General features: G+C 62.3%; 25 protein-coding genes. 19 read left to right on the top strand and 6 right to left on the bottom strand.

All coding sequences use genetic code 11. The features are described 5' to 3' along the window. Positions 1–14 precede the first annotated feature (14 nt). The 5 genes from K6118_RS12195 (at position 15) to K6118_RS12175 (ending at position 6,106) form a co-directional block, all read left to right on the top strand. On the top strand, positions 15–1,064 hold the full coding sequence (locus tag K6118_RS12195) for an SO2930 family diheme c-type cytochrome (RefSeq protein ID WP_247120641.1): 1,050 nt from the start codon (positions 15–17) through the stop codon (positions 1,062–1,064). A 117-nt stretch (positions 1,065–1,181) separates the two neighbouring features. Continuing rightward, complete coding sequence (locus K6118_RS12190; protein ID WP_247120640.1) at positions 1,182–3,917, top strand: TonB-dependent receptor; 2,736 nt, start codon at positions 1,182–1,184, stop codon at positions 3,915–3,917. 105 nt (positions 3,918–4,022) lie between these two features. Next, the gene (dapB, locus tag K6118_RS12185; RefSeq protein ID WP_247120639.1) at positions 4,023–4,817 is read left to right on the top strand and encodes a 4-hydroxy-tetrahydrodipicolinate reductase; all 795 of its coding nucleotides are present in this window, start codon (positions 4,023–4,025) and stop codon (positions 4,815–4,817) included. A gap of 26 nt (positions 4,818–4,843) precedes the next feature. Beyond that, entirely contained in the window at positions 4,844–5,257 is a 414-nt protein-coding gene (locus K6118_RS12180; protein ID WP_247120638.1) for a DUF350 domain-containing protein, read from the top strand. 21 nt (positions 5,258–5,278) lie between these two features. Next, positions 5,279–6,106, top strand: coding sequence for a S1 family peptidase (locus K6118_RS12175; protein ID WP_247120637.1), 828 nt, complete (start codon positions 5,279–5,281; stop codon positions 6,104–6,106). Positions 6,107–6,110: 4 nt separating this feature from the next. On the opposite strand, the gene K6118_RS12170 is transcribed toward K6118_RS12175, so the two are convergent. Beyond that, positions 6,111–6,641: a DUF2244 domain-containing protein gene (locus K6118_RS12170; RefSeq protein WP_247120636.1), complete on the bottom strand. Its 531-nt coding sequence runs from the start codon at positions 6,639–6,641 to the stop codon at positions 6,111–6,113. 15 nt (positions 6,642–6,656) lie between these two features. Next, positions 6,657–7,883, bottom strand: coding sequence for a UbiH/UbiF/VisC/COQ6 family ubiquinone biosynthesis hydroxylase (locus K6118_RS12165; RefSeq protein WP_247120635.1), 1,227 nt, complete (start codon positions 7,881–7,883; stop codon positions 6,657–6,659). A gap of 315 nt (positions 7,884–8,198) precedes the next feature. On the opposite strand from K6118_RS12165, the gene K6118_RS12160 reads away from it, so the two are divergent. The 6 genes from K6118_RS12160 (at position 8,199) to K6118_RS12135 (ending at position 14,026) form a co-directional block, all read left to right on the top strand. Next, a complete protein-coding gene (locus K6118_RS12160) occupies positions 8,199–10,568 on the top strand; it encodes a DNA translocase FtsK (RefSeq protein ID WP_247120634.1) in 2,370 nt (789 codons plus the stop codon). 59 nt (positions 10,569–10,627) lie between these two features. After that, complete coding sequence (locus K6118_RS12155; protein WP_247120633.1) at positions 10,628–11,311, top strand: LolA family protein; 684 nt, start codon at positions 10,628–10,630, stop codon at positions 11,309–11,311. Positions 11,312–11,357: 46 nt separating this feature from the next. After that, the gene (locus tag K6118_RS12150) at positions 11,358–11,954 is read left to right on the top strand and encodes a hypothetical protein (protein WP_247120632.1); all 597 of its coding nucleotides are present in this window, start codon (positions 11,358–11,360) and stop codon (positions 11,952–11,954) included. Between the two features lie 26 nt (positions 11,955–11,980). Next, positions 11,981–12,763 (top strand): exodeoxyribonuclease III, encoded by a 783-nt coding sequence (gene xth, locus K6118_RS12145; RefSeq protein ID WP_247120631.1) that lies wholly within the window; start codon positions 11,981–11,983, stop codon positions 12,761–12,763. A gap of 40 nt (positions 12,764–12,803) precedes the next feature. After that, positions 12,804–13,649, top strand: coding sequence for a GNAT family N-acetyltransferase (locus K6118_RS12140; protein ID WP_247120630.1), 846 nt, complete (start codon positions 12,804–12,806; stop codon positions 13,647–13,649). Positions 13,650–13,816: 167 nt separating this feature from the next. Beyond that, complete coding sequence (locus K6118_RS12135; RefSeq protein WP_247120629.1) at positions 13,817–14,026, top strand: hypothetical protein; 210 nt, start codon at positions 13,817–13,819, stop codon at positions 14,024–14,026. Between the two features lie 229 nt (positions 14,027–14,255). Here K6118_RS12135 and K6118_RS12130 read toward each other — a convergent pair whose 3' ends face one another. Then, the gene (locus K6118_RS12130) at positions 14,256–14,951 is read right to left on the bottom strand and encodes a response regulator transcription factor (protein WP_247120628.1); all 696 of its coding nucleotides are present in this window, start codon (positions 14,949–14,951) and stop codon (positions 14,256–14,258) included. Positions 14,952–15,177: 226 nt separating this feature from the next. Here K6118_RS12130 and ribA point away from each other — a divergent pair, with 226 nt between their 5' ends. Next, on the top strand, positions 15,178–16,272 hold the full coding sequence (ribA, locus tag K6118_RS12125) for a GTP cyclohydrolase II (RefSeq protein ID WP_247120627.1): 1,095 nt from the start codon (positions 15,178–15,180) through the stop codon (positions 16,270–16,272). 25 nt (positions 16,273–16,297) lie between these two features. Beyond that, positions 16,298–16,798, top strand: coding sequence for a L,D-transpeptidase family protein (locus K6118_RS12120; protein WP_247120626.1), 501 nt, complete (start codon positions 16,298–16,300; stop codon positions 16,796–16,798). Here K6118_RS12120 and K6118_RS12115 read toward each other — a convergent pair. Beyond that, on the bottom strand, positions 16,795–17,466 hold the full coding sequence (locus K6118_RS12115) for a YggS family pyridoxal phosphate-dependent enzyme (RefSeq protein ID WP_247120625.1): 672 nt from the start codon (positions 17,464–17,466) through the stop codon (positions 16,795–16,797). The two genes, K6118_RS12120 and K6118_RS12115, sit on opposite strands and share 4 nt — an antisense overlap. Positions 17,467–17,538: 72 nt before the next feature. Between K6118_RS12115 and K6118_RS12110 the strand changes: the two genes are divergently transcribed. Continuing rightward, positions 17,539–18,150, top strand: coding sequence for a thiamine phosphate synthase (locus tag K6118_RS12110; protein ID WP_247120624.1), 612 nt, complete (start codon positions 17,539–17,541; stop codon positions 18,148–18,150). Positions 18,151–18,188: 38 nt separating this feature from the next. On the opposite strand, the gene K6118_RS12105 is transcribed toward K6118_RS12110, so the two are convergent. Beyond that, positions 18,189–19,064 carry a porin gene (locus K6118_RS12105; RefSeq protein ID WP_247120623.1) on the bottom strand — a complete coding sequence of 292 codons (876 nt, stop codon included), beginning with the start codon at positions 19,062–19,064 and terminating at the stop codon, positions 18,189–18,191. 248 nt (positions 19,065–19,312) lie between these two features. On the opposite strand from K6118_RS12105, the gene K6118_RS12100 reads away from it, so the two are divergent. The 5 genes from K6118_RS12100 to K6118_RS12080 all read left to right on the top strand — a co-directional run bounded on the left by K6118_RS12100 (position 19,313) and on the right by K6118_RS12080 (position 24,537). Continuing rightward, on the top strand, positions 19,313–19,747 hold the full coding sequence (locus K6118_RS12100; RefSeq protein WP_247120622.1) for a DUF3576 domain-containing protein: 435 nt from the start codon (positions 19,313–19,315) through the stop codon (positions 19,745–19,747). A gap of 114 nt (positions 19,748–19,861) precedes the next feature. Continuing rightward, the gene (gene leuS, locus K6118_RS12095) at positions 19,862–22,426 is read left to right on the top strand and encodes a leucine--tRNA ligase (RefSeq protein WP_247120621.1); all 2,565 of its coding nucleotides are present in this window, start codon (positions 19,862–19,864) and stop codon (positions 22,424–22,426) included. After that, a complete protein-coding gene (lptE, locus tag K6118_RS12090) occupies positions 22,426–22,917 on the top strand; it encodes an LPS assembly lipoprotein LptE (RefSeq protein WP_247120620.1) in 492 nt (163 codons plus the stop codon). Before leuS ends, lptE begins: the two co-directional genes overlap by 1 nt. Positions 22,918–22,937: 20 nt before the next feature. Then, positions 22,938–23,957 carry a DNA polymerase III subunit delta gene (gene holA, locus K6118_RS12085; RefSeq protein WP_247120619.1) on the top strand — a complete coding sequence of 340 codons (1,020 nt, stop codon included), beginning with the start codon at positions 22,938–22,940 and terminating at the stop codon, positions 23,955–23,957. 10 nt (positions 23,958–23,967) lie between these two features. Next, positions 23,968–24,537, top strand: a complete 570-nt coding sequence (locus tag K6118_RS12080; protein ID WP_247120618.1) for a GDSL-type esterase/lipase family protein — start codon at positions 23,968–23,970, stop codon at positions 24,535–24,537. On the opposite strand, the gene K6118_RS12075 is transcribed toward K6118_RS12080, so the two are convergent. Continuing rightward, positions 24,538–25,491, bottom strand: coding sequence for a GlxA family transcriptional regulator (locus K6118_RS12075; protein ID WP_247120617.1), 954 nt, complete (start codon positions 25,489–25,491; stop codon positions 24,538–24,540). It lies immediately after the preceding gene. Positions 25,492–25,512: the final 21 nt, after the last annotated feature.

The following is a 25,512-nucleotide window of genomic DNA, read 5'->3' as shown; positions in this document are numbered from 1 at the left end:
GAAGGGGGTTTCACGTGAAAGCGTTTGTTTTCAGTCTGTTCAGCGTGTTCCTGGCGCTCTCAGGGGCGGGTCATGCCGCCGAGCCGGTCAATGAAGCCGCGCTCCTGAACCCGCGTCCGGCCCGGCACTTGTCGGACTATCACCTGTTCATCAACGGCGCGGCGCAGCTGCCGAACGTTGGGGTCATGCCCTATGACCTGGCGACGCCGCTCTTCACCGATTACGCCCACAAGTTCCGCTTCGTCTATATTCCGAAGGGGCAGAAGGCGTCTTATGACGACACGGAAGTGCTGCATTTTCCGGTCGGCACCGTGCTGATGAAAACCTTCGCGTATCCTGCGGACTTCAGGCGGCCGGATAAGAATGTCCGGCTCATCGAAACCCGGCTCCTGATCCATCAGAAGAAGGGCTGGAACGCCTGGGCCTATATCTGGAACGCGGACATGAGCGACGCGACGCTTTCTGTTGCCGGAGCAACACTTCCGGTGGCCTGGCGCGACACCTCAGGGCATCCGCGCGGCACTAATTATGTTGTCCCGAACAAAAACCAGTGCAAGGGCTGCCACAGTTTCGACCGCGCCTTCACGCCGATCGGCCCGAAGGCGCGCAACCTCAACCATGTGTTCGCCTACAAGGCCGGGGCGGAAAACCAGATCCAGCATTGGGTAAAGGCCGGGAAGCTCACCGGTGTGCCCGCCCATGTACCGTCGGTCCCGCGCTGGGATGACGCGTCCGCTGACCTCGCATCCCGCGCACGCGCTTACCTGGATGTCAACTGCGCGCACTGCCACCGGCTTGAAGGCCCTGGCTCCACGTCCGGCCTGTTCCTCACCTGGGGGACAACCAACAAAACCCACCGCGGCATCATGAAACGCCCGGTGGCGGCGGGCCGCGGTGCCGGTGGGCTCGATTTCGACATCGTGCCCGGCCACGCCGACCAGTCGATCATGATCTTCCGCCTGTCGTCCAACGACCCCGGCATCATGATGCCGGAGGCGGGCCGCACCATGGTGCACCAGGAAGGTGTCGCCATGCTGAAGGAGTGGATTAACAGCATGAAATAAAACGATTGTTCAGAGTGTAGATGCTTGAAAGGCCCTTGGGGAAGGGCACGGCCGTGCCGGAGGGGAAAAAGGTGCGGCCACCAGATAAGCAGGAAACAGGGAAGAGGGGGGAACCCGATGCACACGAACCATATAGCCCATAAATTGTTGGCGGGCGTCAGCGCCTTCGTCTTGCTGACATCCGCGTCTTTTGCCGCCGAACCGGCGGACGTGAGTGCCGCGAAAAAAACATCCGGTCTTGAGGAAATCGTCGTCACGGCGCAGAAGCGCGAACAATCGGCCCAGGATGTGCCGATCGCGCTCAATGCTTTCTCAAGCAGCTTCATCGATACCATCGCCGCTTATGACATCACCGACCTATCGTCCTACACGCCGGGCCTGCAGGTCAGCGGTGTCACCCAGCCGAACTACAGCATCCGCGGTGTCCAGACCGACGACTTCGGTGTCGGTACCGACCCGGCGGTCGGCGTGTTCATCGATGGCGTCTATTCCTCGCGCTCCGGCGCCGGGGTGGTCTTCTTCTCGGACGTTGAGCGCGTCGAGGTGCTCAAGGGTCCGCAGGGCACGCTTTTCGGCCGTAACACCGCGGCAGGGGCGATTTCCATCATCACCAACAAGCCGAAGATGGATGAGACCGAAGCCCGGGTGAAGCTGCGTTATGGCCGCTTCAATGAGCGCCAGTTCGACGGCATGATCAACCTGCCGCTCGCGAAAACCCTGGCGATGCGCGCGAACCTCCTGATCAACAGCCAGGACGGCACGGTAAGGGACAGCTTCACCGGCAAGGATTACGGCCGCCGCCATAATGTCACCGGCCGGGTGCAGCTGCGCTGGGAGCCGGACGACAAGACCGCCTTCAACCTGGCTTATGAGTTCGACCATACATCGCAGGATGAAAACCCGCCGGTGGTCGGCCTTGCCGATGGTCACATGCGCGCGCCGCTTGGCGCCCAGACGGTGGGGGACCTGCCGGGCCATGGTGATTTCCTTGCCGGGATCGCGCCGCTCTTTGGCCTGCCGATCACCAAGGATACGCCGCTCAGCACGCTCTATAGCATCCCGCTCTCAAGCATCTATGCGGGCTTCGGCGCCTTCGGCTATACGCCTGCAAACCCGAATGCGGACTGGAACTTCTTCCGCGATGCCTCAAGCGTCGGTGGCGCCAACCCGTTCGGGCCGGTCAGCTCCGACATCGCCAATGGCGCCGAACATCGGGACCTGGACGGCCTCACGCTCACCATCACCCATGATTTCGACTGGGCCAAGCTCACGTCCATTTCGGCCTATAAGCATTTTGCCACAGATAACCTGCAGGATGAGGACGGCACCAACGACCCGAACTTCTATTTCGACACCAACAATGTCGAAAACAACAAGAACTTCTATCAGGAGCTTCGGCTCAACGGGAACCGCGGCCGCCTGACCTGGACGGTCGGTGCCAGCTATTATTGGGAAAACGCCAAACAGCAGAGCCAGACCCACGCGACGATGGATAGCATCGATACCGTGCTTTATAACCTCGGCGTCACACCGGGTGTGCTGGCCGCCAGCTTCAACCCGATGGACGGGATAAATTCGTGCGAGGCGACTTTCCTGGATTCACTCGGCGGCTTCATCAGCTTCAACAACCTGCCGCTCAACTGCCTGGATTCCAGCCTGCCCGGCTATTCGCTTGAACAACTCGCCAACCTTGGCCTCACAACCCTCAGCGGCCGTAAGTGGACCGAGACCATGTATGGCGAAGGCAGCTTCAAGGCTTACGCGGCGTTCGCGGATGCCACCTATGCCATCACCGACCGGCTGAACCTGAGCGCGGGCCTTCGTTATACCCATGACGACAAAAGCTGGACCTGGGAAAACGGCCTCCGTCAGATCGAAGGCTATGACAGGCTTTCGATCCCCGGCGTCGGCAACCTCGCCGATATCCAGCAACAGCTGTTGACCAGCATTTTCCGGGCCTTTGTCGGGCCGACCGCATCGGGCGATATCGTCTTCGATGTCGGCGGGCTTGAAGGCGTGCCCTTCACCCGCAAGGCAAGCTGGAACAATGTCAGCCCACGCGTGGCGCTCGATTATAAGATCGGCGACGACGCCATGGTCTATGTCTCCTGGGCGCGCGGCTATAAGGCCGGCGGTTTCAACACCGTGGAGATCAACAGCTATTTTGGCAATGAAAGCGTCTGGAACGTGGAGGCCGGGCTCAAGTCCCAGTGGTTCGACAACCGCGTCCGTTTCAACACCTCGGTATGGAAGTATAAATATAGCGACAAACAGTCGATCCATCTGGTGAGCGTCGACAGCTCCAGCGTGCCCCGGTACGTGACCGAGAACCAGGATGTCGAAGGCAAGGGTGTCGATGTCGAATTCCTGTGGGCCCCTGCGGTTGGACTGCGCCTCTTCGCCAACGGTGGTTACCAGGATATTACCTGCACCAAAAACTGCCGCTACGCGAACGCGGGTGACCCGACGGGCGCACCGACGACGCGCATCTCCTTCGGTGCTGACTATACGCTCGGTCTCGGCAGTGACAAAGGTGCGCTCAGCGTCCATCTGGACCATTCCTACACCAGCGCCAAACGCATCAACGGCAACTGCCTGCATGACAGAAGCTGCGGCACCATCACCTGGGGTGCTAGCAGCTTCGTGGTCGGCAAGGCGCAGAACCTCACCAACGCCCGCATCACCTGGTCCGACCCGGATGACCGCTTCAGCGTATCCTTCTTCGGGCGCAACATCTTCGGCAACCGCTATGCCGACGGGGCGGGCGGCCTGTCGGTCGATACCTTCGGCACGCCGATCGCGCATCTGAGTATGCCCGCCACCTGGGGCGTGGACCTGACCGCGACCTTCTAAGGCGGACCACAAGAAAAAATAGCGAAGGCCGGGGCACACCCGGCCTTTTCTTTTGGCGTCCACGCGTGTTAGCTACGAAGACGCACTTCAAGGAGGATCCGGCACATGGCGACGACATCACCCAAAGTGGGCATTCTTGGCTGCATGGGCCGTATGGGCCAGGCGCTGACCGATGCCGTGCGCGAGGAAGGCAGCCTCACGCTGGTGGCGGGCTCCGAAGTTTCCGTCCATCCGCTTGTGGGTGGTGTGATCCCCGGCACCGACGTGATGATCACAGACAGTGCGGCCAGCGTGTTCGAGGCCGCCGATGTGGTGCTGGATTTCACCCCACCGGGCAACACGGCAGACCACGCAGCACTCGCCGCAGAGACCGGCACGGCGCTGATTGTCGGCACCACCGGCCTCACGGATGAAGACCATGCCGCGCTTGATGCCGCGGGGGGTAGCGCCGTCATCGTGCAGGCGGGCAATTATTCGCTCGGCGTCAACCTGTTGGTCGCGCTCGTCAAGGATGCCGCCGCCAAGCTGGATACCGGCTTCGATATCGAAATCGTCGAGACCCACCACAAGCATAAGATCGACGCGCCGTCGGGCACGGCCATCATGCTCGGGGAAGCGGCGGCTGAAGGCCGCGGTGTCGCGCTTGAGACCGTCCGCACGCCCGCGCGTGAAGGCCTGACTGGCGAACGCATTCCCGGCAGTATCGGCTTTTCCGCCGTGCGCGGGGGCGGTGTGATCGGCGACCATGATGTCATGTTCATGAGCGGCAGTGAACGTCTTACCCTCAGCCACCGGGCCGAAAACCGCCGCCTTTTTGCGGATGGCGCGGTCAAGGCGGCGGTGTGGGCGGTGGCGCAGAAACCGGGCCGCTACAGCATGAAAGATGTGCTCGGCCTTTGAGGGCACAAAAGGGATAGGGGGATACAATGCAAGACGCGTTTCTGACCATCTGGAACGGCCTGCCGGTCTTCATGGTGCATTCGGCGGCGAGCCTCGCGCTCCTGATCGTCGGGATGCTCATTTATATCAAGATCACCCCGCACGACGAAATCGCCCTCATCCGCGCGGGCAACACGGCGGCGGCCCTGTCGGCTGGTGGGGCGATGATCGGCCTGGCGCTGCCGCTTTCCTTCTCGCTTGCGGCGTCCGTATCGCTGTGGGATCTGCTCATTTGGGGCGTGGTCGCGCTGGTGTTTCAGCTTGTCGCCTTCCGGCTTGTCGACTTGCTGGTGAAGGACCTGCCCAAGCGCATCGAAGCCGGTGAAATGGGCGCGGCGATCCTGCTGGTTGCCTTCAAGCTGGCGACGGCCAGCATCAACGCCGCCGCGATCGCGGGCTGAGGGCGCGAGAGGGCCTGCCCGGTGCGCCGCCGGCTTGAAATCATCGGCTACCTGGCCGTGCTGGTCTATTTCGTTGGCCGCTATGGGCATTTCGAAATAGGCGTACCGCAGCGTCCTGTGCCGGAAACGCCGCAGCGGCAAATTGAACGCACCGCTCCGGATGAGACCCCCTTGCCGCGCCAGGATGAAGCGACCGTGGTGGTTGACCTTGACCGCCATCTCAGGAATTCCGTCGGCACCGCTTTCGCAATCGGCGACGGTGCCACCTATATCACCGCGCGCCATGTCGCGGACGGTTGCCGTGCGCTCTATCTGCTCACAGGCCCGCAAAAGCGTACCAAGGTCTCGCTCGCTGAAATCGACCATAAGCGCGATTTCGCCATTTTGCGCGCAGGCCTGCCGCACAAGGGCACGCTGGTGCTGTCGGACAAGGCGCCCAAGCGCGGCGATGACGGCTTCATGATGGGGTTCCCGCAAGCGAAACCGGCAGATGTGCGGGCGACCGTGCTTGGTTTTACCGAAATGCGCTCCCGCGGGCGCTATAGCGCGCGGGAGCCGGTCATCGCCTGGGTTGAACGCGAACGCCGTCCGTTTTTCGAAGGCGCGCTCAGCGGTATTTCAGGCGGGCCGGTTCTCAATGCTGATGGCGATGTGATCGGCACCGTGGTCGCAGGCGCGCCGCGCCGGGGCAGGGCCTATAGCACGCACCCGCACGTGTTCGATGAAACCAACCTCATGGGTAGGGGGGGTGGCCACCAGGTCCCGCTGACGCCTGCCAACTTCGATACCGTCGGCCGGGCTTACCGCGAAGACGGCACGGTGGTTCAGGTCTACTGCAAGGCAAGCTGAAGGCTTAATAGCCTTTGAGGGGCGCGATGGCACGCAGAAGCGTGTCTGCCAACAGGCGGCGCTCACGCGGGCTCAGGAACGTGCCGACACGCAAAGTTTCCCCATGGGAGCTCACGACCAGTTCGTTGCTGTCGCCGCCGTCGGTGGGATTGAGCTTGATGCGGCACCAGTAGGGGTCGAACCGCCAGCTTTCACTGCGGCCGCTTGGCGCCATGCGCGTGACGATCAGGTCTTTATCGGTCAGCTGGATCGTTTCCGAATGGCGGGCCTGGCGGTAGCTCAAGTGAAACGCCAGCCACAGGCCCAGGATATCGACAAAAACAAAGATGGTCACAGGCCAGGCGCCGACGATGATGAAGCGGGCGATGGCGAATGTGCTCAAGGCCGCGATCACGGCAATCAGCCGCCAATAATGTTTTTTGGGGAGCGACCGGCGCGGATAAAGCGTGGTCGAAAACAGATAGTCCCGACTGGCCTCTTCAATGTCGTGGGCAGCCTCAAGGCGTCCGTTGATGTCGGAATAATCACTCATCATGGTGGCTGAAGCCTATCACGCGCCGGGCATCTGCCCTTGTAACAATTTCGGCAACTCGCCGACCGTGCCGCGGGCGTGCGCCATGAAGAAATTCTTCAGCGGCGGGATTTCATTGACCACAGCGAGCCCGATATCGCGCGCGAGGCGCATAGGGCCGATGTCGTTGGAGAACAGCCGGTTCAGGATGTCGGTCACGGCATAAAGCGTGGTGTTGTCGGTATGGCGCCACTGGGCATAGCGGTCGAGCACGTCAGGCGCGCCGATGTCGAGCCCGGCACGGGCGGCGTCCGTCAGCACCTCGACCATCGCCGCGACATCGCGGAGGCCGAGGTTGAGGCCCTGGCCCGCAATCGGGTGGATGCCGTGCGCGGCGTCGCCCAAAAGCGCCATGCGCGTGTCGGTGTAGCGGTTGGCATATTGTAGCGTCAGCGGATAGGACCAGCGGCCGCCGATCACCTTCACCTCACCGAGGAAATCGCCGACCCGGCGCTTCACTTCGGCTTCGAAGGCGCGGTCCGAGAGCTTCATGATCGTCGGGACCAGATGCTCTTTCTCTGTCCAGACCAGCGAAGACCGGTTGCCGGTGAGCGGCAGGATCGCGAACGGGCCGGATGCCAGGAAGCGCTCATGGGCGATGCCGCAGTGGCTGAATTCATGCTCGATCGAACAGACGATGCCGTGCTGCTTGTAGCTGAAATGGTCGACACCGATACCGGCGTGGGCGCGGACCATGCTCGCGCGGCCGTCCATGCCGAGAAGAAGTGGCGAGGTGATTTCCGTCCCGCTTGCCAGCGTGACGTTGGTCATCTCAGGGGTGCGGACGATTTCCGTAACCGTGTCGGGCGCATAAAGCGTAATGCCGTCAACGTCCTCCAGCCGCTTGAAAAGGGCGAGGCGGGTGTGGCGGTTCTCAACCATGTGGCCCAAGGGGCCTTCGCCGAGCGATTCATTATCGAAATGCAGGTGCATCAGCGACGGGCCGTCGGTGACCCGGATCTCCAGGATCGGCTGGGCGTAAGGCTCCATATACTGCCAGATACCAAGCGCATCGAGCATCCGGCAGGTGGCGAAGGCCAGCGCGCTCGCGCGGCCGTCATAGGCCGCCGCCGTCAGGTCGCCCTTGGGCGCGCGGTCGATAACCGCCACCTTGAAGCCCTGTTGGGCTAAGCCGATGGCCGCGGTCATGCCGCCGAGGCCGCCGCCGATGATAGTGATGTCGTGTTTACCGCTTGTCCGTGCCATGCGCCTGTCTCCGTGCTTGCTGCCATCTAGGACGAATAGGCCCCTGCTGTCCAGTGCCACGCTGCCGCAGGGACGCCGGAGGAGAGAGAAAACGCCCGCCATTAAATCGCCGCTCTTGTCCTCAACCCTTGAAGCGCATTAAAGTGGGCGCACGCGCGAACAGGACAAGAACAGAACCGCCCAGGGTCATAGGCTCACGGGACGGTCAGGGAGCAGAAATACGTGGCAGCACGCAACAAGGCCGGTGCAGTACCAAAAAAGCCCGCCCAACGGCCAGCCAAGAAACCAAACGGGAGCAAAGCAAAAGCGCCGCTTTTGCCGCCATCCTTTGTGCTTTTCCTGAAAAGCGCCGGCTGGCGCACGCTTGGTGCTGTGCTGATACTGACGGCGCTCGCCGCGGTCCTGTCGCTTATCAGCTACAATCCGGCTGATCCCACTGTGAACAACCAGTCCTATGCGCATGTTTCCAACTGGCTTGGCTTCATCGGCGCCAATGTGGCTGATGTGCTGATGCAGGTGCTGGCCTATGCCGCATATCTGCTGGTGCTGCCGGTCTTTCTGTGGGGCTTCAAGCTCATCCGGCTCAAGTGGTTGCCGATGTTCTGGCTCAACCTTGCCATGGTGCCAGTGGGTGTCATCCTGCTTGCCGTCGCCATGAGCGTGGTGGCCCCCGGCCATGACTTCCCGGTGCAGTCAGGCTATGGCGGCGCGCTTGGGCAGGAGCTTTACCAGCTTGTTATCTCGCTGATGGCCGCGCTGCCGATTATCGTGCCCAACTGGGCTTATGGCATCGTCTTCGCGGTGCTCGGCCTGCCGATTTACGCCTTCTCCTTCGCGCTTAACAAACAGGAATGGGCGGCTGTCTGGCGCTTTGTCGTCAGGGTCGCAACCGCCATTTGGCGCGGTCTGGTTACCGCCGCACGGATGCTTGTGGCCGGGATCGTGCGGTTTATCGGGCTGTTTGGCCGCAAGCCTGCGCCCGCGCTCGATGAGGACGAGGAAGACGCCCGCACCGAACCGGTGATGACCCGCTCATCGCGGAAAACGGCGGAGCCAGAAAAGGCGAACCCTGTTGTTGCAAAGCGCGTCAAAACCCCGGCCAAACCCAAGCGCGGCACGCGCGAGGTTCAGGAAGCCCAGGCCCTTCTCGATTTCGGCGATGTGGGAGATTTCTCCCTGCCGCCGCTTGACCTGCTCGCGCCGCCGCCACCGGCCGACAAGCTCGGCCGCATCAGCGAGGAAGCGCTCGAACAAAACGCCCGGATGCTTGAAGGTGTGCTGGACGACTTTGGTGTTCAAGGCGAAATCCGCGATGTGCGCCCCGGCCCCGTGGTCACGCTTTATGAGCTGGAGCCCGCCCGCGGCACGAAGTCTGCCCGTGTGATTGGTCTCGCCGACGATATCGCCCGCTCGATGAGCGCGGTCTCCGCCCGCGTCGCCGTGGTGCCGGGCCGGAACGCCATCGGTATCGAACTGCCGAATGTGGACCGGCAGACCGTGTTCCTGCGCGAACTGCTGGCCAGCCGCGATTATGAGGCCACCAAGGCCCGGCTCGCGATCGTGCTCGGGAAAGACATCGGCGGCGCGCCCGTGGTGGCGGACCTGGCCGCCATGCCGCACCTTTTGGTCGCAGGCACCACCGGTTCCGGTAAGTCGGTGGGGGTCAACACCATGATCCTGTCGCTTCTGTACCGGCACAGCCCGGAAAGCCTGCGCCTCATCATGGTCGACCCCAAAATGCTGGAACTGTCCATCTATGACGGTATCCCGCACCTGCTGACGCCGGTGGTGACCGAGGCCAAGAAGGCGGTGGTCGCGCTCAAGTGGGCGGTGCGGGAAATGGAAGAACGCTACCGCTCGATGTCGAAGCTCGGGGTCCGCAACCTTGCCGCCTTCAACAAGCGCATCCAGGAAGCCAAGGCGAACGGCGAACGGCTGAGCCGCCAGGTCCAGACCGGGTTTGACAAGGATACCGGCCAGCCGGTGATGGAGGAGCAGGAGTTCGACTTCCAGCCGCTGCCGTTCATCGTTATCGTTATCGACGAAATGGCCGACCTGATGCTGGTCGCGGGCAAGGATGTGGAAGCCACCATCCAGCGCCTGGCGCAGATGGCGCGGGCCGCGGGTATCCATATGATCACGGCGACCCAGCGTCCGTCCGTCGACGTCATCACCGGTACCATCAAGGCCAACTTCCCGACCCGGATCAGCTTCCAGGTCACCAGTAAGATCGACAGCCGCACCATCCTGGGCGAGCAGGGCGCCGAGCAGCTTCTCGGCATGGGCGACATGCTGTTCATGGCGGGCGGCGGCCGCATTACCCGCGTCCACGGCGCCTTCGTGTCCGACAATGAGGTGGAGCGCATCGTCAATCACCTCAAGAAGCAGGGCGCGCCCGAATATCTGCAGGCGGTGACCGAAGAACCTGAAGAAGGCTTCGACAGCCCGTTCATCCCCGGTCCATCCGGCGGCGGCGATGATAGCGACAGCCTTTATGACAAGGCGGTCGATGTGGTGCTGCGCGACAGGCGGGCATCGACAAGTTATATCCAGCGCCGGCTCAAGATCGGCTATAACAAGGCTGCGTCTCTGATTGAGGAGATGGAAGAACAAGGCGTGATCAGCGCGCCCAACCATAAAGGCCAGCGCGAAGTGCTGGTGCCCGAACGGGAAGAAGAATTTTAAGAAAGCGAGGCGCCATGCGGCGAGTGTTTGGAGTAATGATGGCCCTGATGATGGCTCCGATGACGGCTGGGCCCGTGTTGGCCGAAGGCGCGCCGCCTGCGGGTGACGCCAAGGCGCTGCCGCCGGTTGAGGAACAGACGGTGCCGGAGACCAAGGCCGACCGCAACCTCGAGGCGCTCCGCCGGGTCCAGACCTATATGGACCAGGTTAACAGTCTGAAGGCCAGTTTCACGCAGCGCGCCCCGGACGGCAAGGAAACCCACGGCACGCTTTATATGGAACGGCCGGGCAAGGTGCGCTTCGATTATACCGACGGCACGCCCTTCCTGGTGGTCGCTGACGGCAAGACGCTGAGCTTTGTCGACTATGAAGTCGGGCAGGTGACCAAATGGCCGGTCAAGGACACGCCGCTGAAAGCGCTTCTCGGCCATTCGGTCGATCTCGCGAGCGTGAATGCGCATATCGAGCTGAACCCGGCGGGAATCCCCGACATGCTGGCGCTGTCCGCGCAGGATGCGGACCAGCCGGAACAAGGCCAGATCACCATCTATTTCAAGACCAACCCCGGCAAGGCCAGCGAAGACAAAAGCGGCCTGCAACTGTTGAGCTGGTCGGTGGTTGACGCCCGTGGCGGCCTTACCTATGTGAAGCTTTCGAACGAAAGCCTCAACCTGCCGCTCGACAAGGGCCTCTGGACCTTCAAGGACCCGCGCGGCGTGGCCCAGCGCCACAAAGTGCATTGACAGAATGCCCAGGCCTGGCAGGCAACAAGGATGACGGTACGCCTCTATGACTGACATAACCGATATGGAAGACGACCTCGAAGACCTGTTCGAGGATTATCCGAGCCTGAGACTGGTGGCGCCCTTCCTGGCGCTGGCTGAAAATGTGCGCTGGTTCCGCGCCCTGGGCGAAACGCCCGACGCCGAAACCGTCAAGCTTGCGCGCGACTATGCCGCCGCGCTTGGCTTCCCGGAAGCCGAACCCGCCTTCCTGCCCGATTGGGCGGACGCGGCGGATGCCGCCGAAAGCACGGATTATAACAGCCCCGCGTGGGAAGCGGAGGAACAACTGCGCGCCGCGCTGACGACCGATCTTCTCGATGCGCTCGATGAACAGACGTTCGAAATGGTTGTCGCGCATGTGGGCCAGTCAGTGGCGGAAACGATCGAGGCTTCGACCGAAGAAGCCGCCCAGGACCTGCGCATTGTCGATGAAGGCTTCCTCATGGCGGCCAGCGGGGCTGCGGCCCAGGCCTGCCACCAAGCCGCACTCGTCGCCATGGCCGGGGCGGAGGACGACCATCCGTTCGCGCTCCGCTTCCAGCTGTTCGAGAAAGGCCATTGGCCCCTCGGCATCGTCGGCAACAGCTTCCTGATTTTTTGACCCCCTAGCTTAAGGATAGACGGGCCATGCGGCTTATTACCTGGAACATCAACTCGGTCCGCGCTCGGCTTGATATCGTCAGCCAACTGATCAAGACCTACGACCCGGATATCCTGTGTCTGCAGGAAACCAAGGTGCAGGACCAAATGTTCCCGACCGGCTTTTTCGAGGAACACGGCCTGCCGCATCTGGCGATCCACGGCCAGAAAAGCCATCACGGTGTGGCGACGGCGTCGAAGAAACCGTTCGCGGACAGCTACAAGATCGACTGGTGCGAAAAGGGCGATGCCCGCCATATCGCGATCAAGCTGGCGGAAGGCCCGACCGTCCATAATTTCTACGTTCCCGCGGGCGGCGATGAACCGGACCCGGCGATCAACGACAAATTCGCCCACAAGCTCCAGTTCCTGGAGGAAATGACCGACTGGTCCGCGGGGCTGGAGGGGGATCATATCCTGGTCGGTGACCTCAACATCGCGCCCTATGAGGACGACGTCTGGGACCACAAGAAACTGCTGAAGGTGGTTTCGCACACGCCGGTCGAGGTGGACGCGATGCTGAAGCTGATCGACGCCCACGGCTGGCAGGACATCATGCGCGATTTCGTGCCCAAGGATGAGAAGCTCTACAGCTGGTGGTCCTACCGCGCGAAGGACTGGTCCGCCGCCGATAAGGGCCGGCGGCTTGACCATGTCTGGACGAGCCCGGGCCTCAAGGGCACGCCCACGGCGATGCAGGTGCTCAGGGATGCGCGGGGCTGGGTCAAACCGTCCGATCATGCGCCGGTGATGGTGGATCTGGACCTCTAGTCTAGGGACCGCCATCCGGCATCTGCGGGGGGAAAGCAGGATGACAGCATCTTATCAGATCGAGACCATGACCCGCGCGGATGTCCGCACGGCGGTCGACTGGGCCGCGCGCGAAGGCTGGAACCCCGGTCTTTATGATGCTGAAACCTTCTATGCCGCCGACCCCAAAGGCTTCTTCAAGGGCGTGCTGGACGGTGAGATCGTCGCGACCGGCAGCGCCGTCTGTTACGACGATGCCTACGCCTTCTGCGGTTTCTATATCGTCGCCCCCGAACACCGGGGCAAAGGCTATGGCCTCGCGCTCACCAAGGCCCGGCTCGCCTACGCAGGCGACCGCAATGTCGGGATCGACGGAGTCCTTGAGAATGTCAGCCTCTATGAGCGGATCGGCTATAAGCCCTTCTACCAGAACTGCCGCTTTCAGGCCCCGGCCAGGCGCCCTACAGCCGTGTCCGCCAATATCCGTCCGGTCACCATCAATGAATTTGCCGCACTCCGCGCCTATGACCGCCAGTGTTTCCCCGCCCGCCGCGACGTGTTCCTGAAGGCCTGGCTGTTCCAGCCGGAAGCGCGGGCGCTGGCCTATGTCGAAGACGGCCTGCTCAAGGGCTATGCGCTCAGGCGCACATGCCGGGAAGGTCATAAGGTCGGCCCGCTGTTCGCCGATGATGCAGACGTGGCGGCGGCGCTGTTTGACGCGCTGCAGGATGATATCGAGGACGAGCCCATCATCCTCGATACGCCGGAAAATAACCCGGAAGCGGTTCGTTTGGCTGAAAGCAGAGGCATGGAGAAGGTGTTTGCCACCATGCGCATGTATCAGAAAGGCCTGCCGGATCTCGCCTACGGCAAAATCTTCGGCATCACCAGTTTCGAACTGGGCTGACACGCCCCCTGCCCAAGCCGCCTAAACCGTAATCGGGGCCGCAATCGGTTGCATCTGCCAAATATTAAAATTTTATAGAATCCGGGCGGGGCCGAAAAAATTAACATGGCGTTAATAAATTGAGGCGTAGCGTGCACGTCCCAACAACTCATAACGGGAGAAAACTTATGAGTATCTCTGCAATTGGTTCCGGCGCTGCGTCCTACGCACAATTCCGTCCGGCCGCAAAAGCCTCTGATGGGGACAGCGCAGCCAAGGAAGCTTCGGAATCAGCTTCGCAAGAGCGGGCCGAACAGGCATCCGGCAAGGCCGAGTCTGGTGAGGGCGTTGGCACTTCGGGCAAAAGCTCGAGCTTTGGTGTCAATTTGCTGGCATAAGGCCGGTTCCGAAGCCGTCAGGAGAAACCCTGGCGCCGGGAGATGATCGAACCCCCCTTTGTGGGGGTTTGTCATTTTTAGGGGGTTGCGGGATAGGTTTTACCGTTATCTTCGTCACCCGCCGTTTGCGAAGCTGGCGTTTGCGCCACTTGATCGGCGGGGCCAGGAACATCACCAGTAGAGGTCCTAGATTCGCCGGTCGAGCCGGCGAATGACGAAAGAATAAGGGTCAGGCGCTCAGGCCCTGCAGGCTATAGCCGCCGGGCTCGGTGACCAGAAGCCGCGCCATGTTGGGCTGCGGCTCAATTTTCTGCCTGAGGCGGTAGACATGGGTTTCCAGCGTATGGGTGGTGACCCCGCTGTTGTAGCCCCACACTTCGGTCAAAAGTTCTTCGCGCGCCACCGGCTTGCCGCTCGCCCGGTAGAGATACTTCAGGATGGCGGTTTCCTTTTCCGTCAGCCGTACCTTGCGGTCGCCGCCGCGCTCTTCCAGAATTTTCGCCGAGGGGCGAAAGTGATACGGCCCGATCTCGAAGACCGCATCTTCGCTTTGCTCATATTGGCGGAAATGGGCGCGGATGCGCGCCAGAAGAACGGTGAAGCTGAAAGGCTTGGTGACATAATCGTTGGCGCCGGCATCGAGCCCGAGCACGGTATCGGCGTCAGAGACATTGCCGGTCAGCATCAGGATCGGCACATTGACGCCGGTTTTGCGGATACGTTTGCACAGTTCGCGGCCGTCCATGTCCGGCAGGCCGACATCCAGGATGATCATATCGACTTTATTGTCGGTCAGGAATTTCAGGGTTTCGGCGGCGGTACCACATTCTTCGGTGGCGAATTCACCGCAGAGCGCCAATTGTTCGGCTAGGGACTCGCGCAGGTCGACATCGTCATCGACTAGCAAAAGCTTTCTGGCTGCCATTTTTTTCTCCTCGTCTGTCGGTCCGGTCTGGTATGCCATTGGCCTGACATCTCCAGCGGACGTCCCCCAGTATGCTGTCAGTATTCTTTCAGTATGCTGCACGGGGCTTTATATATGAAGAGGAAACAATCTTTCGCATGACAGCCAGTCACATTTGGTTGATCGACCAGCGAGCGAAAGAAAAATCCTTAGCTGACAAAGGCGAAAATTCCCCTATATGAAGGGCATGGATAAAAACGACACCAGCCTCCTGAAGCTTGAACGTGCGGCCGATGATCTGCGCCGCGGGGTGCCCGCCGTGGTCACGGACGGCGCACGCGCGCTTGTGCTGTTGCCGGCCGAACTGGCCAACACCCCGGCGCTCGCGCGTTTTGACGGCCTTGCCCCCGACAGTTTCCTGATGCTGACCAACAACCGCGCGGCGACCCTGAAGGTCGCGGGGGAAGACTGGACCGTGGTGCGCCTGAAGCGCCCGGCCTGGATGACGGCGGCGGATATCGTCGCGGTCGCCGACCCGACGCTCGATCTCGCAAGCCCGATGAAGGGGCCGTTCGAACGCCTGAACCACCCGGATACGGATCTCGACCGCGCCGCCGTCAAGCTCGTTAAATGGGCGCGGCTCCTGCCCGCCGTGATCGCCGCTGAAGTGGCGGACGGTGCGGCCCTCGCCGCAAATGAAGGCCTGATGATGGTGGAAGCCGACACCGTGCTGGCCGCTGACATGACCCAGGCGGTAGCGCTCCGCCAGGTGGCGTCGGCGCGGGTGCCGCTCGCGGGCGCGGAAAACACCCGGCTTGTCTCCTTCCGGCCGCTGGTGGGGGGGATTGAACATATCGCCATCGTGATCGGCGACCCCAACAGGCACGAACCGGTGCTGATGCGTATCCACAGCGAATGCTTCACCGGTGACCTCCTTGGCTCGCTCAAATGCGATTGCGGTGAACAGCTGCGGGGTGCGATCAAGGCGATCGAAAAAGCCGGCGGCGGTGTGCTGCTATACCTCGCGCAGGAAGGCCGCGGCATCGGGCTTATCTCCAAGCTGAAGGCCTATTCGCTGCAGGACCAGGGTTATGACACCGTCGATGCCAACACCCGGCTCGGCTTCGATGTCGACGAACGCATCTTCGCGCCCGCGGCCGAAATGCTGAAGGCGCTGGGGTTCAGGGCCGTGCGGCTGATGACCAACAACCCTGCCAAGGTGGAAGGCCTCAGCCGTTTCGGCATCGAGGTGACCGAGCGGGTGCCCCACGCCTTCCCGACCAACCCCCATAATGAAGGCTATCTGGCGACCAAGAAGAGCCGGACCGGCCATCTCCTTTAACACCATGGCCGTCTGGCAGGTCAGCATGGACAGCACGGACGCCCGCAAGGGGCGCCTTACCGGTCCGCTGTTCGATGTACCCTGCGCGCTTGGCCGTGGCGCCATGGTGCCTGAGGACCGCAAACAGGAAGGCGACGGCGCCACACCGATGGGCCGCTATCCGTTCCGCCGGGTCTTCTACCGCCCGGACCATGAAGAACCGCCCTTTACCAAATTGCCGTGTGAGGCCTTGAGCGCCGACTATGGCTGGTGCGATGCCCCGGAGGATGCGAATTATAACAAGCTCGTGCGCCTGCCTTATGGGCCCAGCCACGAAAAAATGTGGCGGGACGACGGGCTTTATGACCTCGTGGTGGTGATCGGCCACAATGATGCCCCGGTTATTCCTGGCAAGGGCAGCGCCATCTTCATGCATGTGGCACGGCCGGGCTATACCCCGACCGAGGGCTGTGTCGCCCTCGCCGCGCCTGACCTGCGCCGTTTCCTGCGCCTCGTCAGCCCGGACGATATCCTGAAAATCGGTTAGCCGTAATCGCGTTCGCCGAAGATGCCGGTGCCGACGCGGATGTCGGTCGCGCCCATGCTTGCTGCCAGCGCATAGTCGCCGCTCATGCCCATCGACAGGCGCTCAAGCCCATACTGGCGGCCAAGTTTCCTGAGAAGCGCGAAATGCAGGCTCGGGTCGTCCCCCACCGGCGGAATGCACATGAGACCGACGACCTTGAGGCCGAGCTCTTTGCAGGTCTCAAGAAGAGCGGGCAGGTCTTCGACCAGGCAGCCGCCTTTCTGCTCTTCGCGTCCGGTATTGACCTGAAGATAGATGGGCAGGTGCCTGTCCTGCTTGTCCATCTCGGCGGCCAGCGCGCGGGCGAGCTTGGGCCGGTCGACCGACTGGATACAGTCGAACAGTTCTACGGCCTTGGCCGCCTTGTTGGTCTGCAGCCCACCGATCAGATGCAGCTCCACGCCCGGGTAAAGCGGTTTCAGCTCGCCCCAGCGTTCCTCCGCCTCCTGCACCCGGTTTTCCCCGAACACGCGCTGCCCGGCCTCAAGCGCGGCGACGACACGTTCCTTCGGCTGCACCTTGGAGACGGCGATCAGCCGTGGCTCATTCAGGGGCACGTCGGCGTGCGCGCACATTTTCGCGACCTCATCCTGGATATGGGCGATGTTGGCGGCGATGTCTCCCTGCATGGTGGGGCCTTTCTTTTTACTGCGTGTCAAAGCGGCACTGGCGTTTCTCCCCCTATGTGCTAAGGAGCGGTCATGGTCAAGACCGGACATAAAATTGCGGCCCCACGGGCCTATCAGAAAGCTGTCGCGCTCAAGCGTGCGGCGGCGGTGGAGCAGCTTATCTTCATCACCGACCAGGCCCGCGTACCGGTGCCTGAGGATGTCTGCGCCCGCCTGCCTGAAGGCAGCATCGTTATCTGCCGGGATTATGACCACCCCGACCGCAGGGGACTCGCCAAGGCCCTGCGGGCGGTCACCGGCAAGTTTGGTCTGAAACTGCTGGTCGCGGGCGACGCTCATCTCGCGCACGCCGTGCGGGCCGATGGGGTGCATCTGCCCGAATACCAGCTGATGAAAACCGGCGCCCGGCCGGCGTTTGATTTCGTAAGTACGGCGTGCCATAGCCGCCCGGCGCTGGTGCGCGCTGCCCGGCTTGGGCTTGATGTCGCGCTGGTCTCCCCCGTCTTTCCGACGGCAAGCCACCCGGATGCGCCCGCGCTCGGGGTGCTGCGCTTCGCCGGGCTCATCGCACGGGCGGGGCTGCCGATCGCGGCGCTTGGCGGTATCACACGCACGACCGCCCCGCAGCTGAAGCCGTTCGGGCTCTATGCTATTGCCGGCATAAGCTGTTTCGCCGACCTCTAGGGCCGGCGATCAGGCATTTTTTCCAGAAAACGGAAAGATCAGAACTTCAGGCGGCCGCCGAGGAAGATCATTTGCGACCGGTCGCCTGTGGTCGGGTCGAGCATCAGGCGGTTGCCGTAATCATAGTAGCGCACGCCGCCCAGGAAGCCGACTCGGTCGGTCAGGCGGTAGCTGGCGCCCAGTTCCACGGCCATGAAGTTGCGGGCATCGTTCTCGATGCCATACAGGTCGGCGCCGGATTTATATTCGTTGAGCGACAGGCGCGCGGCCCAGCTGGTCGACCGGTAGGAGAAGCCGACGCCGTAACCGGACAGGTCACCCTTGAACAGGTTGGTCTGGCGCATGATCGACGCGTCGAACCCGAACCCGGAATAGCCGACGGAAACGCCGAGGTTATATTCGCGTTCCGCCAGGTCGAAATTATTGTCGCCGAAGCCGGTCGTCGCCGGGATGCCCTGCATCGACAGGCGGTAGGCGCTTTCAAGCGCGATCTCCAGGCCTTTGCCTTCAGCCTTCGCTTTGGGCGACCCGAAGCTGACGCCCAGGCGGCTGTTGGCGCCGAAGATATCCTGGCCATAGGTGCCACGTACGGTCCCGGACGGTGCCAGCAGCGACGAGAAATCGGGCCGGGCTGTTAGGGTGTGTTCCGTCTTGGTTTGTGCGGGGGCCGTGCGGTCCCTGAGATAGAGGAAGCCGCTATCGCGCGCGTCCGACGTATCGCGGAGGCTGAGACCCAGGTCTTCCGTGGTCTTGCCTTTCGGCGTCTGGTGGTCGCTGCGCAGCTTGGACATTTGTTCGGAAATGAAAAGGTCGAGGCTCTGCAGGAAACCCGAAGACTGGAATCGCGTCTTTTCGTCCGCCTGTGCAGTGGCGGATGCGCTGGCCATCAGAAGGCCGACTATTCCAAATTTCAAAACGCGTTTCATGGTTCCATACCGACTCATGACCTAAACCTTAGACGCCATGGTATTGAATCTCCCCCACCTGATGCAAGGGGACCTGACAAAAATGAGGTGACCTGTGTCCCTACTGCCACGATTTGGACGTTTTTCTGACTGGTCAGCGCCTTCTCGGACCGCTATAACCCGCTTAAAGCTCTGGCTGGTACGCGGAAGACGGGTGTCGGTCGTTGAGCGCGAAAAACGAATCTGAAGGGTGTGGTATGCGAATTTTGACCCGATCAATGCTGGTCCTGTCTCTTGGTTTGGCTCTTGGGGCCTGTGGTCTGTTCCATCGTGGTGACGAGGCCAGCGCTGGTCTTGAGCCCAAGACGACCGCGATCGGCGTAAACGGCTATTTGTGGCAGGCGACGCTCGATACGCTTTCCTTCATGCCATTTGATCGGGTTGAGCCCGCGGGCGGCATCATCGTGACCGACTGGTATTCGACCCCCGATGCGCCGGAAGAACGCGTGAAAGTTACCGTGCGCTTCCTGTCGCAGGAGTTGCGGTCGGACGGCATCAAGGTCGATGTAGTCCGGGAAAAGCAGGACCAGGGCAACTGGGTCACCGCGCCGGTTCAGGCAGCGACCGAGCTGAAGCTCGAAGAAGCCATCCTCACCCAGGCGCGTCGGCTCCGGGTTCAGGCCAGGCACTAGGACGTTTCGCCGCGCGCCAGGGGCTTAACCCGGGCGCGGCTGGCGGGTCCTTGAGGTACATGTGCCGGGCCGGCTTGGTCCGGCCCTTTGTTGTTGAAGATCGAGAAAGAAACCATGTCGCGGTATAACGCTAAGGCCACGGAAGCCAAATGGCAGAAGATTTGGACGGACGCCAAAATCTTCAAAACGGACAGCACGTCGACCAAGCCGAAATATTATGTGCTGGAGATGTTCCCCTATCCTTCAGGGCGCATCCATATGGGCCATGTGCGCAACTATACCCTCGGGGATGTGGTCGCGCGTTTCCGCCGCGCCAACGGCTATGAAGTGCTGCACCCCATGGGCTGGGACGCCTTCGGGATGCCGGCCGAAAACGCCGCGATGGAGCGCAAGGTCCACCCGGCGGATTGGACTTACGACAATATCGCCAACATGCGCGACCAGCTGAAGCAGGTCGGCCTTGCCATCGACTGGGACCGCGAGTTCGCCACCTGTGATGCCGACTATTACGGCAAAGAGCAGCAGATCTTCATCGATTTCTATAATGCCGGTCTCATCTACCGGAAGGAAAGCTGGGTCAACTGGGACCCGGTCGACAATACCGTGCTCGCCAACGAGCAGGTGATCGACGGCCGCGGCTGGCGCTCGGGCGCGGTGGTTGAACGCCGCAAGCTCAGCCAGTGGTTCCTCAAGATCACCGATTTCGCCGAAGAGCTCCTCGAAGGCCTCGGCACGCTGGACCGCTGGCCGGACAAGGTGCGCCTGATGCAGGAAAACTGGATCGGCCGCTCGGAAGGCTTGAAGTTCACGTTTGAGATTTCCGAGACGGGCGAAAGCCTGCCGGTCTATACCACGCGCCCGGACACGCTGTTCGGCGCCAGCTTCTGTGCGATCGCCGCGGACCACCCGCTGGCCGCCAAGCTGGCCGAAGACAATGCCGACCTGAAAGCCTTCATCGAGGACTGCCGCAAAACCGGCACCACCGAGGAAGCGATCGAAAAGGCCGAGAAAAAAGGCTTCGACACCGGCCTTACGGTCAAGCATCCGTGCGACCCGGACTGGAAGCTGCCGATCTATGTCGCCAACTTCGTGCTGATGGACTATGGCACGGGCGCGATTTTCGCCTGCCCCGCCGGGGACCAGCGCGACCTGGACTTTGCCCGCAAATATGACCTCCCGGTCCTGCCGGTGGTTCTGCCGGAAGGCGAAGACCCGGCAAGCTACACTATCGGCGACGAGGCCTACACCGGCCCCGGCAAGATGTTCAACAGCCGCTTCCTCGACGGTATGGAAACGATGGCCGCCAAGGCAGAGATGATCGACCGGGCCGAGAAAGAAGGCTGGGGCGAACGCACGATCAACTACCGTCTGCGCGACTGGGGTGTTTCCCGCCAGCGCTACTGGGGCACGCCGATCCCGTTCGTCCACTGTGACGATTGCGGCGTCGTGCCGGTGCCCGCGGAAGAGCTGCCGGTCAAGCTGCCGGAGGATGTCTCCTTCGACCGTCCGGGTAACCCGCTCGAACATCATCCGACCTGGAAGCACACCAAATGCCCGACATGTGGCGGCAAGGCTGTGCGCGAAACCGACACGATGGACACGTTCGTCGACTCGTCCTGGTATTTCCTGCGTTTTGTGACCCCGGAAAGCGATCAGCCGTTCGATGGCGACGTCGTCGATCAGTGGCTGCCGGTCAACCAGTATATCGGCGGTGTCGAACACGCGATCCTGCATCTTCTTTATGCCCGCTTCTTCACCCGCGCGCTCAACCATGTTGGCCGCACCCAGGTGAAGGAACCGTTCGAAGGCCTCTTTACCCAGGGCATGGTCAACCATGTCACCTACAAGGACGCCGAAGGCCAGTGGGTGTTCCCGGAGATGGTGCGCAGCCGTGAAGACGGAAGCTTCTTCCGTTCGGACAACGGCCTCGATGTCACCGAGGGCCGGATTGAAAAAATGTCCAAGTCGAAAAAGAATGTCGTCGATCCCGATGACATCATCGACCAGTATGGCGCCGATACCGCGCGTTGGTTCGTGCTCAGCGACAGCCCGCCCGAGCGTGACCTTCTCTGGACCGAAGCCGGCATCGAAGGCGCGTGGCGCTTCACCCAGCGGGTGTTCCGCATGGTTGATGCCCCGTCTGCTGCCGTGGCCGCTGTTGGCGCCGCGGTGCCGGAAAGCCTGTCCGACAGTGCGCTCGCGCTTCGGAAAGCCACGCACAAGACCATCGTCGACATCACTGCCGATATTGAAGCACTGCATTTCAACAAGGCCGTCGCGCGCCTTTACGAATATGCCAACGCTATCGGTGCCAAGGTCGAAGGCGACGGCGCGGCCGAGGTCATGCGTGAAGCGCTTGAAACCCTGGTCATGCTGGTCAGCCCGATGATGCCGCACCTCGCCGAGGAACTGTGGCAGAAGCTCGGCCACAAGACGCTGGTCGCCGAAACGCCGTGGCCGAAGGCGATCGTCGCACTCACGGTCGATAACACGGTCAAGATGGCGGTGCAGGTGAACGGCAAGGTCCGCGACACGATCGAAGTCGCCAAGGACATGCCGAAGGATGAGGTTGAGAAGATCGCGCTCGCAAGCGAGAAGGTCGACCGCAGCCTCGACGGTCTCACGGTCCGCAAGGTGATTGTCGTGCCTGGCCGCATCGTCAATATCGTGGCCAACTGATGCGGGGGGCGGTTCGCATATCGCTCGTCCTGGCGGCGCTTCTGGTGTCGGCCTGCGGGTTCACGCCGCTTTATGAGGCTGGCGGCTCGTCTGACGCCATGCGAACCCAGCTCGCCAGTGTCGAAGTGGCGCCGATTGCCGACCGGCTTGGCCAGATCATGCGCAACCAGCTGACCGAACGCCTGAACGAAGCGGGTGTGCCGGCTTACCGCCTTGAAGTCACGCTCCACCAGGAAACCGAGGTTTACGGGTTCCGTCCGGATGCCGCGGCAACGCAGGAACAGCTGACAATGAAGGCGCACGTCATCTTCATTTCGCTCAAGGACGGCAAGAAGTTGTTTGAGGACGACCTGCGCGCCCGGACCGCCTATGACCTCGTGCTTTCGGACTTTGCCACCGTCGCCCAGCGTGAGGACTCGGCCAAGCGGCTGGTGCTCGACCTCGCTGAACGCATTCACCGGCGCCTTGCGCTCTATTTCTCCAAAGGCTGAAGGATGGAGGGGCGCCGCCCGTGAAGGTTAAACCGCGCGATATACCGCCCATCCTCAAGTCCATCGACCCGAAAGTCCGGGCCGTGCTCATCTTCGGCCGGGACGAAGGCCTGGTGCGGGAACGCGCGGAGAAGATCGGCAAGCAGATCTCGCCGGACCTTTCCGATCCCTTCCAGGTCGCGCGCCCCACGTCTGAACAGATCAAGGCTGAACCCTCCATTCTTCTCGACGAAGTCGCGGCCCTCTCGATGATGGGTGGCCGCCGTCTCGTGCGGCTGGAAGGCGTCGGCAATGAGGTGACGGAGGCGGTGAAGCTCGCGGTCGATAGCGACCAGGGGGATGGCCTCCTCGTCATCACTGCGGGTGACCTGAAGCCGACATCGTCGCTCAGGAAATTTATGGAAGCCGCCAAGGCGGGCCTCGCCATCGCCTGCTATGAGGACAGCGCCCAGGACCTGATGGGGCTTATCCATTCCGTGCTTGGGGACGCCAACCTCACCGCAACGCAGGATGCGGTCGCTTATCTGGTCGATAATCTGGGCAGCGACCGCATGATCAGCCGCGCCGAGCTCGACAAGCTTGTACTCTATATGGGCAAGCAGTCGTCGCAGGTGACGCTGGCGGATGCCAAGGCCTGCGTGGGCGATACCGCCGCGCTCGGCCTCAATCAGATCGCCGAAGCGGTCACCGCCGGGAACCTCACCCAGCTTGAAAAATATCTCGAACGCGCCTGGACCGCGGGCCATAGCGCCATCCCGATCCTCCGGCATCTGCAGCTTCGGATGATGCGTTTCCACTTAGCGCGCGGCCATATGGATGAGGGCCTGAGTGCGTCTGAGGCCATGGGCAAGCTCCGCCCGCCGGTTTTCTTTGGCGAGCGCGACAGGTTCCAGGGCGAACTGGGCCGCTGGTCTTCCCGCAAGATCGAAACCGCGCTCGATATCCTCCTCAAGGCCGAGCTTGACTGCAAGACCACAGGCAACCCGGCTGAGGTCATCTGCGCCCGCGCGCTCCTGCGCCTCGCCAAAGCCGCACGGTAGGGCCGGGTCCATGAAAATCGCTTTTTTCGGCGACAGTTTCACCCAGGGTGTCGGTGATCCGGATGGTCTCGGCTGGGCCGGGCGGCTTGGCAAGGCGCAGGGCTTTACGGTCGCCAATTTCGGTGTGCAGGGCGATACTGGCACCGATATCCTCGCGCGCTGGCGTGGTCAGGCGGAAGGCGCACACCCCGACCGTATCGTTTTCTGCTTCGGTGCCAACGATTGCCTTCTCACCGAAAACAAGCGCATTCGGGTGGGGCAGGTGGACCGGCTCAGGATTGCCAAGACCTTGATGGTCGACGCGGGCAAAATGGCCCCGGTGCTGTTCGTAAGCCCGTTCCCGGTTGCGGATGATGCTGCGGCGACCAACCGGATAGGCGAGATGGCGCGTCAGCTCATCACCTTCACGCGCCTTCACAAAACGCCGTATGTGAATATTTTTGACGCCGTCATGGCGTCGGACATCTGGCGGCAGGAAGCCTTGGCTGGCGATGGCGCGCACCCAGGCGCTGGCGGCTACGGCCTTGTCGTCGACCTGATCGCGCAAAGCCCGGTCTGGCAGGATTGGCTGAAGGGCTGATCAGCGGCCGTGAAGCTGCCGGTAGGCCGTGGGGCTCATGCCGAAGCGGCGCTCAAACACCTGGATAAGCCGCCCCGCTGAGCCGAAGCCGCTTTCCGCAGCGACTGTCTTTAAGGGTAGGCCCGGCCGTTCCAGGAGCGCGCGGGCGCTATCAAGCCGCAGCCGTTCCAGATACCGCGCCGGGGTTTCGCCGGTCTCCGCAACGAAATGGCGGTGGAAGCTGCGCTCGCTCATCCCGGCGTGCGCTGCCGCGTCGCTCACCGTGACCGGGTCGGCCATATGGGCCGCCATCCAGTCTATGGTGGCGGCGAAGCGTCCGCCCGCCTTGGTCTGGCCCTTGAGAAGTGCACTGAACTGGGACTGGTTGCCCGGCCGGTGGGCATAGACCACCAGCCGCCGCGCGATCCCGAGCGCGATATCACGGCCGAGGTCGGCCTCCACCAGCGCCAGCGCCATGTCGATGCCCGCTGTCACCCCGGCGGAGGTCCAGAGCTTGCCGTCCTTCACATAGAGGGCATCAGCGTCCACCGTGAGGGCCGGGTACAGCCGTCCAAGGAGGCGGGCGGCATCCCAGTGGGTCGCCACCCTGCGGCCGTCCGCAAGGCCCGCCGCCGCCAGGACGAACGTGCCGCTGCAGACTGAGCCCACGCGGCGGCAAGTGGGGGCAGCGGCCCTGACCCACGCCAGAAGGGCCTTGTTCTCCACCGCCTGCCGGACGCCGTCCCCGCCGCTGATGAGCAGCGTATCGATGCCGGATGGTTTGACGGTGTCCAGCGGCACGGCCTGAAGGCCCAGGCCACATGTGGTCTCAACCAGCGGGCCGTCGGCCCCGGCGAGGACCAGCTCATAATGCGGCGTACCCAACGCGTCATTTGCCGAGGCGAACACCTGCATTGGCCCGGTGATATCGAGGACCTGCGCGTCCTTGAAACCGACGATCACGACCTTGGGCATCAGGTTTTCCTCATCTGTGGA

It is taken from the genome of Kordiimonas marina (assembly GCF_023006325.1).
GTDB lineage: Bacteria > Pseudomonadota > Alphaproteobacteria > Sphingomonadales > Kordiimonadaceae > Kordiimonas > Kordiimonas marina.
Note: the sequence above shows the minus strand (reverse complement) of the source record. Positions and strands in the feature narration are given on the sequence as shown.

Excerpts from the sequence above, each read along its gene's own strand:
- K6118_RS12190 (WP_247120640.1), top strand. The coding sequence starts at position 1,182 with ATGCACACGAACCATATAGCCCATAAATTGTTGGCGGGCGTCAGCGCC.
- dapB (WP_247120639.1), top strand. The coding sequence starts at position 4,023 with ATGGCGACGACATCACCCAAAGTGGGCATTCTTGGCTGCATGGGCCGT.
- K6118_RS12180 (WP_247120638.1), top strand. The coding sequence starts at position 4,844 with ATGCAAGACGCGTTTCTGACCATCTGGAACGGCCTGCCGGTCTTCATG.
- K6118_RS12170 (WP_247120636.1), bottom strand. The coding sequence starts at position 6,641 with ATGATGAGTGATTATTCCGACATCAACGGACGCCTTGAGGCTGCCCAC.
- K6118_RS12165 (WP_247120635.1), bottom strand. The coding sequence starts at position 7,883 with ATGGCACGGACAAGCGGTAAACACGACATCACTATCATCGGCGGCGGC.
- K6118_RS12155 (WP_247120633.1), top strand. The coding sequence starts at position 10,628 with ATGACGGCTGGGCCCGTGTTGGCCGAAGGCGCGCCGCCTGCGGGTGAC.
- K6118_RS12150 (WP_247120632.1), top strand. The coding sequence starts at position 11,358 with ATGACTGACATAACCGATATGGAAGACGACCTCGAAGACCTGTTCGAG.
- xth (WP_247120631.1), top strand. The coding sequence starts at position 11,981 with ATGCGGCTTATTACCTGGAACATCAACTCGGTCCGCGCTCGGCTTGAT.
- K6118_RS12140 (WP_247120630.1), top strand. The coding sequence starts at position 12,804 with ATGACAGCATCTTATCAGATCGAGACCATGACCCGCGCGGATGTCCGC.
- K6118_RS12135 (WP_247120629.1), top strand. The coding sequence starts at position 13,817 with ATGAGTATCTCTGCAATTGGTTCCGGCGCTGCGTCCTACGCACAATTC.
- K6118_RS12130 (WP_247120628.1), bottom strand. The coding sequence starts at position 14,951 with ATGGCAGCCAGAAAGCTTTTGCTAGTCGATGACGATGTCGACCTGCGC.
- ribA (WP_247120627.1), top strand. The coding sequence starts at position 15,178 with ATGGATAAAAACGACACCAGCCTCCTGAAGCTTGAACGTGCGGCCGAT.
- K6118_RS12120 (WP_247120626.1), top strand. The coding sequence starts at position 16,298 with ATGGACAGCACGGACGCCCGCAAGGGGCGCCTTACCGGTCCGCTGTTC.
- K6118_RS12115 (WP_247120625.1), bottom strand. The coding sequence starts at position 17,466 with ATGCAGGGAGACATCGCCGCCAACATCGCCCATATCCAGGATGAGGTC.
- K6118_RS12110 (WP_247120624.1), top strand. The coding sequence starts at position 17,539 with ATGGTCAAGACCGGACATAAAATTGCGGCCCCACGGGCCTATCAGAAA.
- K6118_RS12100 (WP_247120622.1), top strand. The coding sequence starts at position 19,313 with ATGCGAATTTTGACCCGATCAATGCTGGTCCTGTCTCTTGGTTTGGCT.
- leuS (WP_247120621.1), top strand. The coding sequence starts at position 19,862 with ATGTCGCGGTATAACGCTAAGGCCACGGAAGCCAAATGGCAGAAGATT.
- lptE (WP_247120620.1), top strand. The coding sequence starts at position 22,426 with ATGCGGGGGGCGGTTCGCATATCGCTCGTCCTGGCGGCGCTTCTGGTG.
- K6118_RS12080 (WP_247120618.1), top strand. The coding sequence starts at position 23,968 with ATGAAAATCGCTTTTTTCGGCGACAGTTTCACCCAGGGTGTCGGTGAT.
- K6118_RS12075 (WP_247120617.1), bottom strand. The coding sequence starts at position 25,491 with ATGCCCAAGGTCGTGATCGTCGGTTTCAAGGACGCGCAGGTCCTCGAT.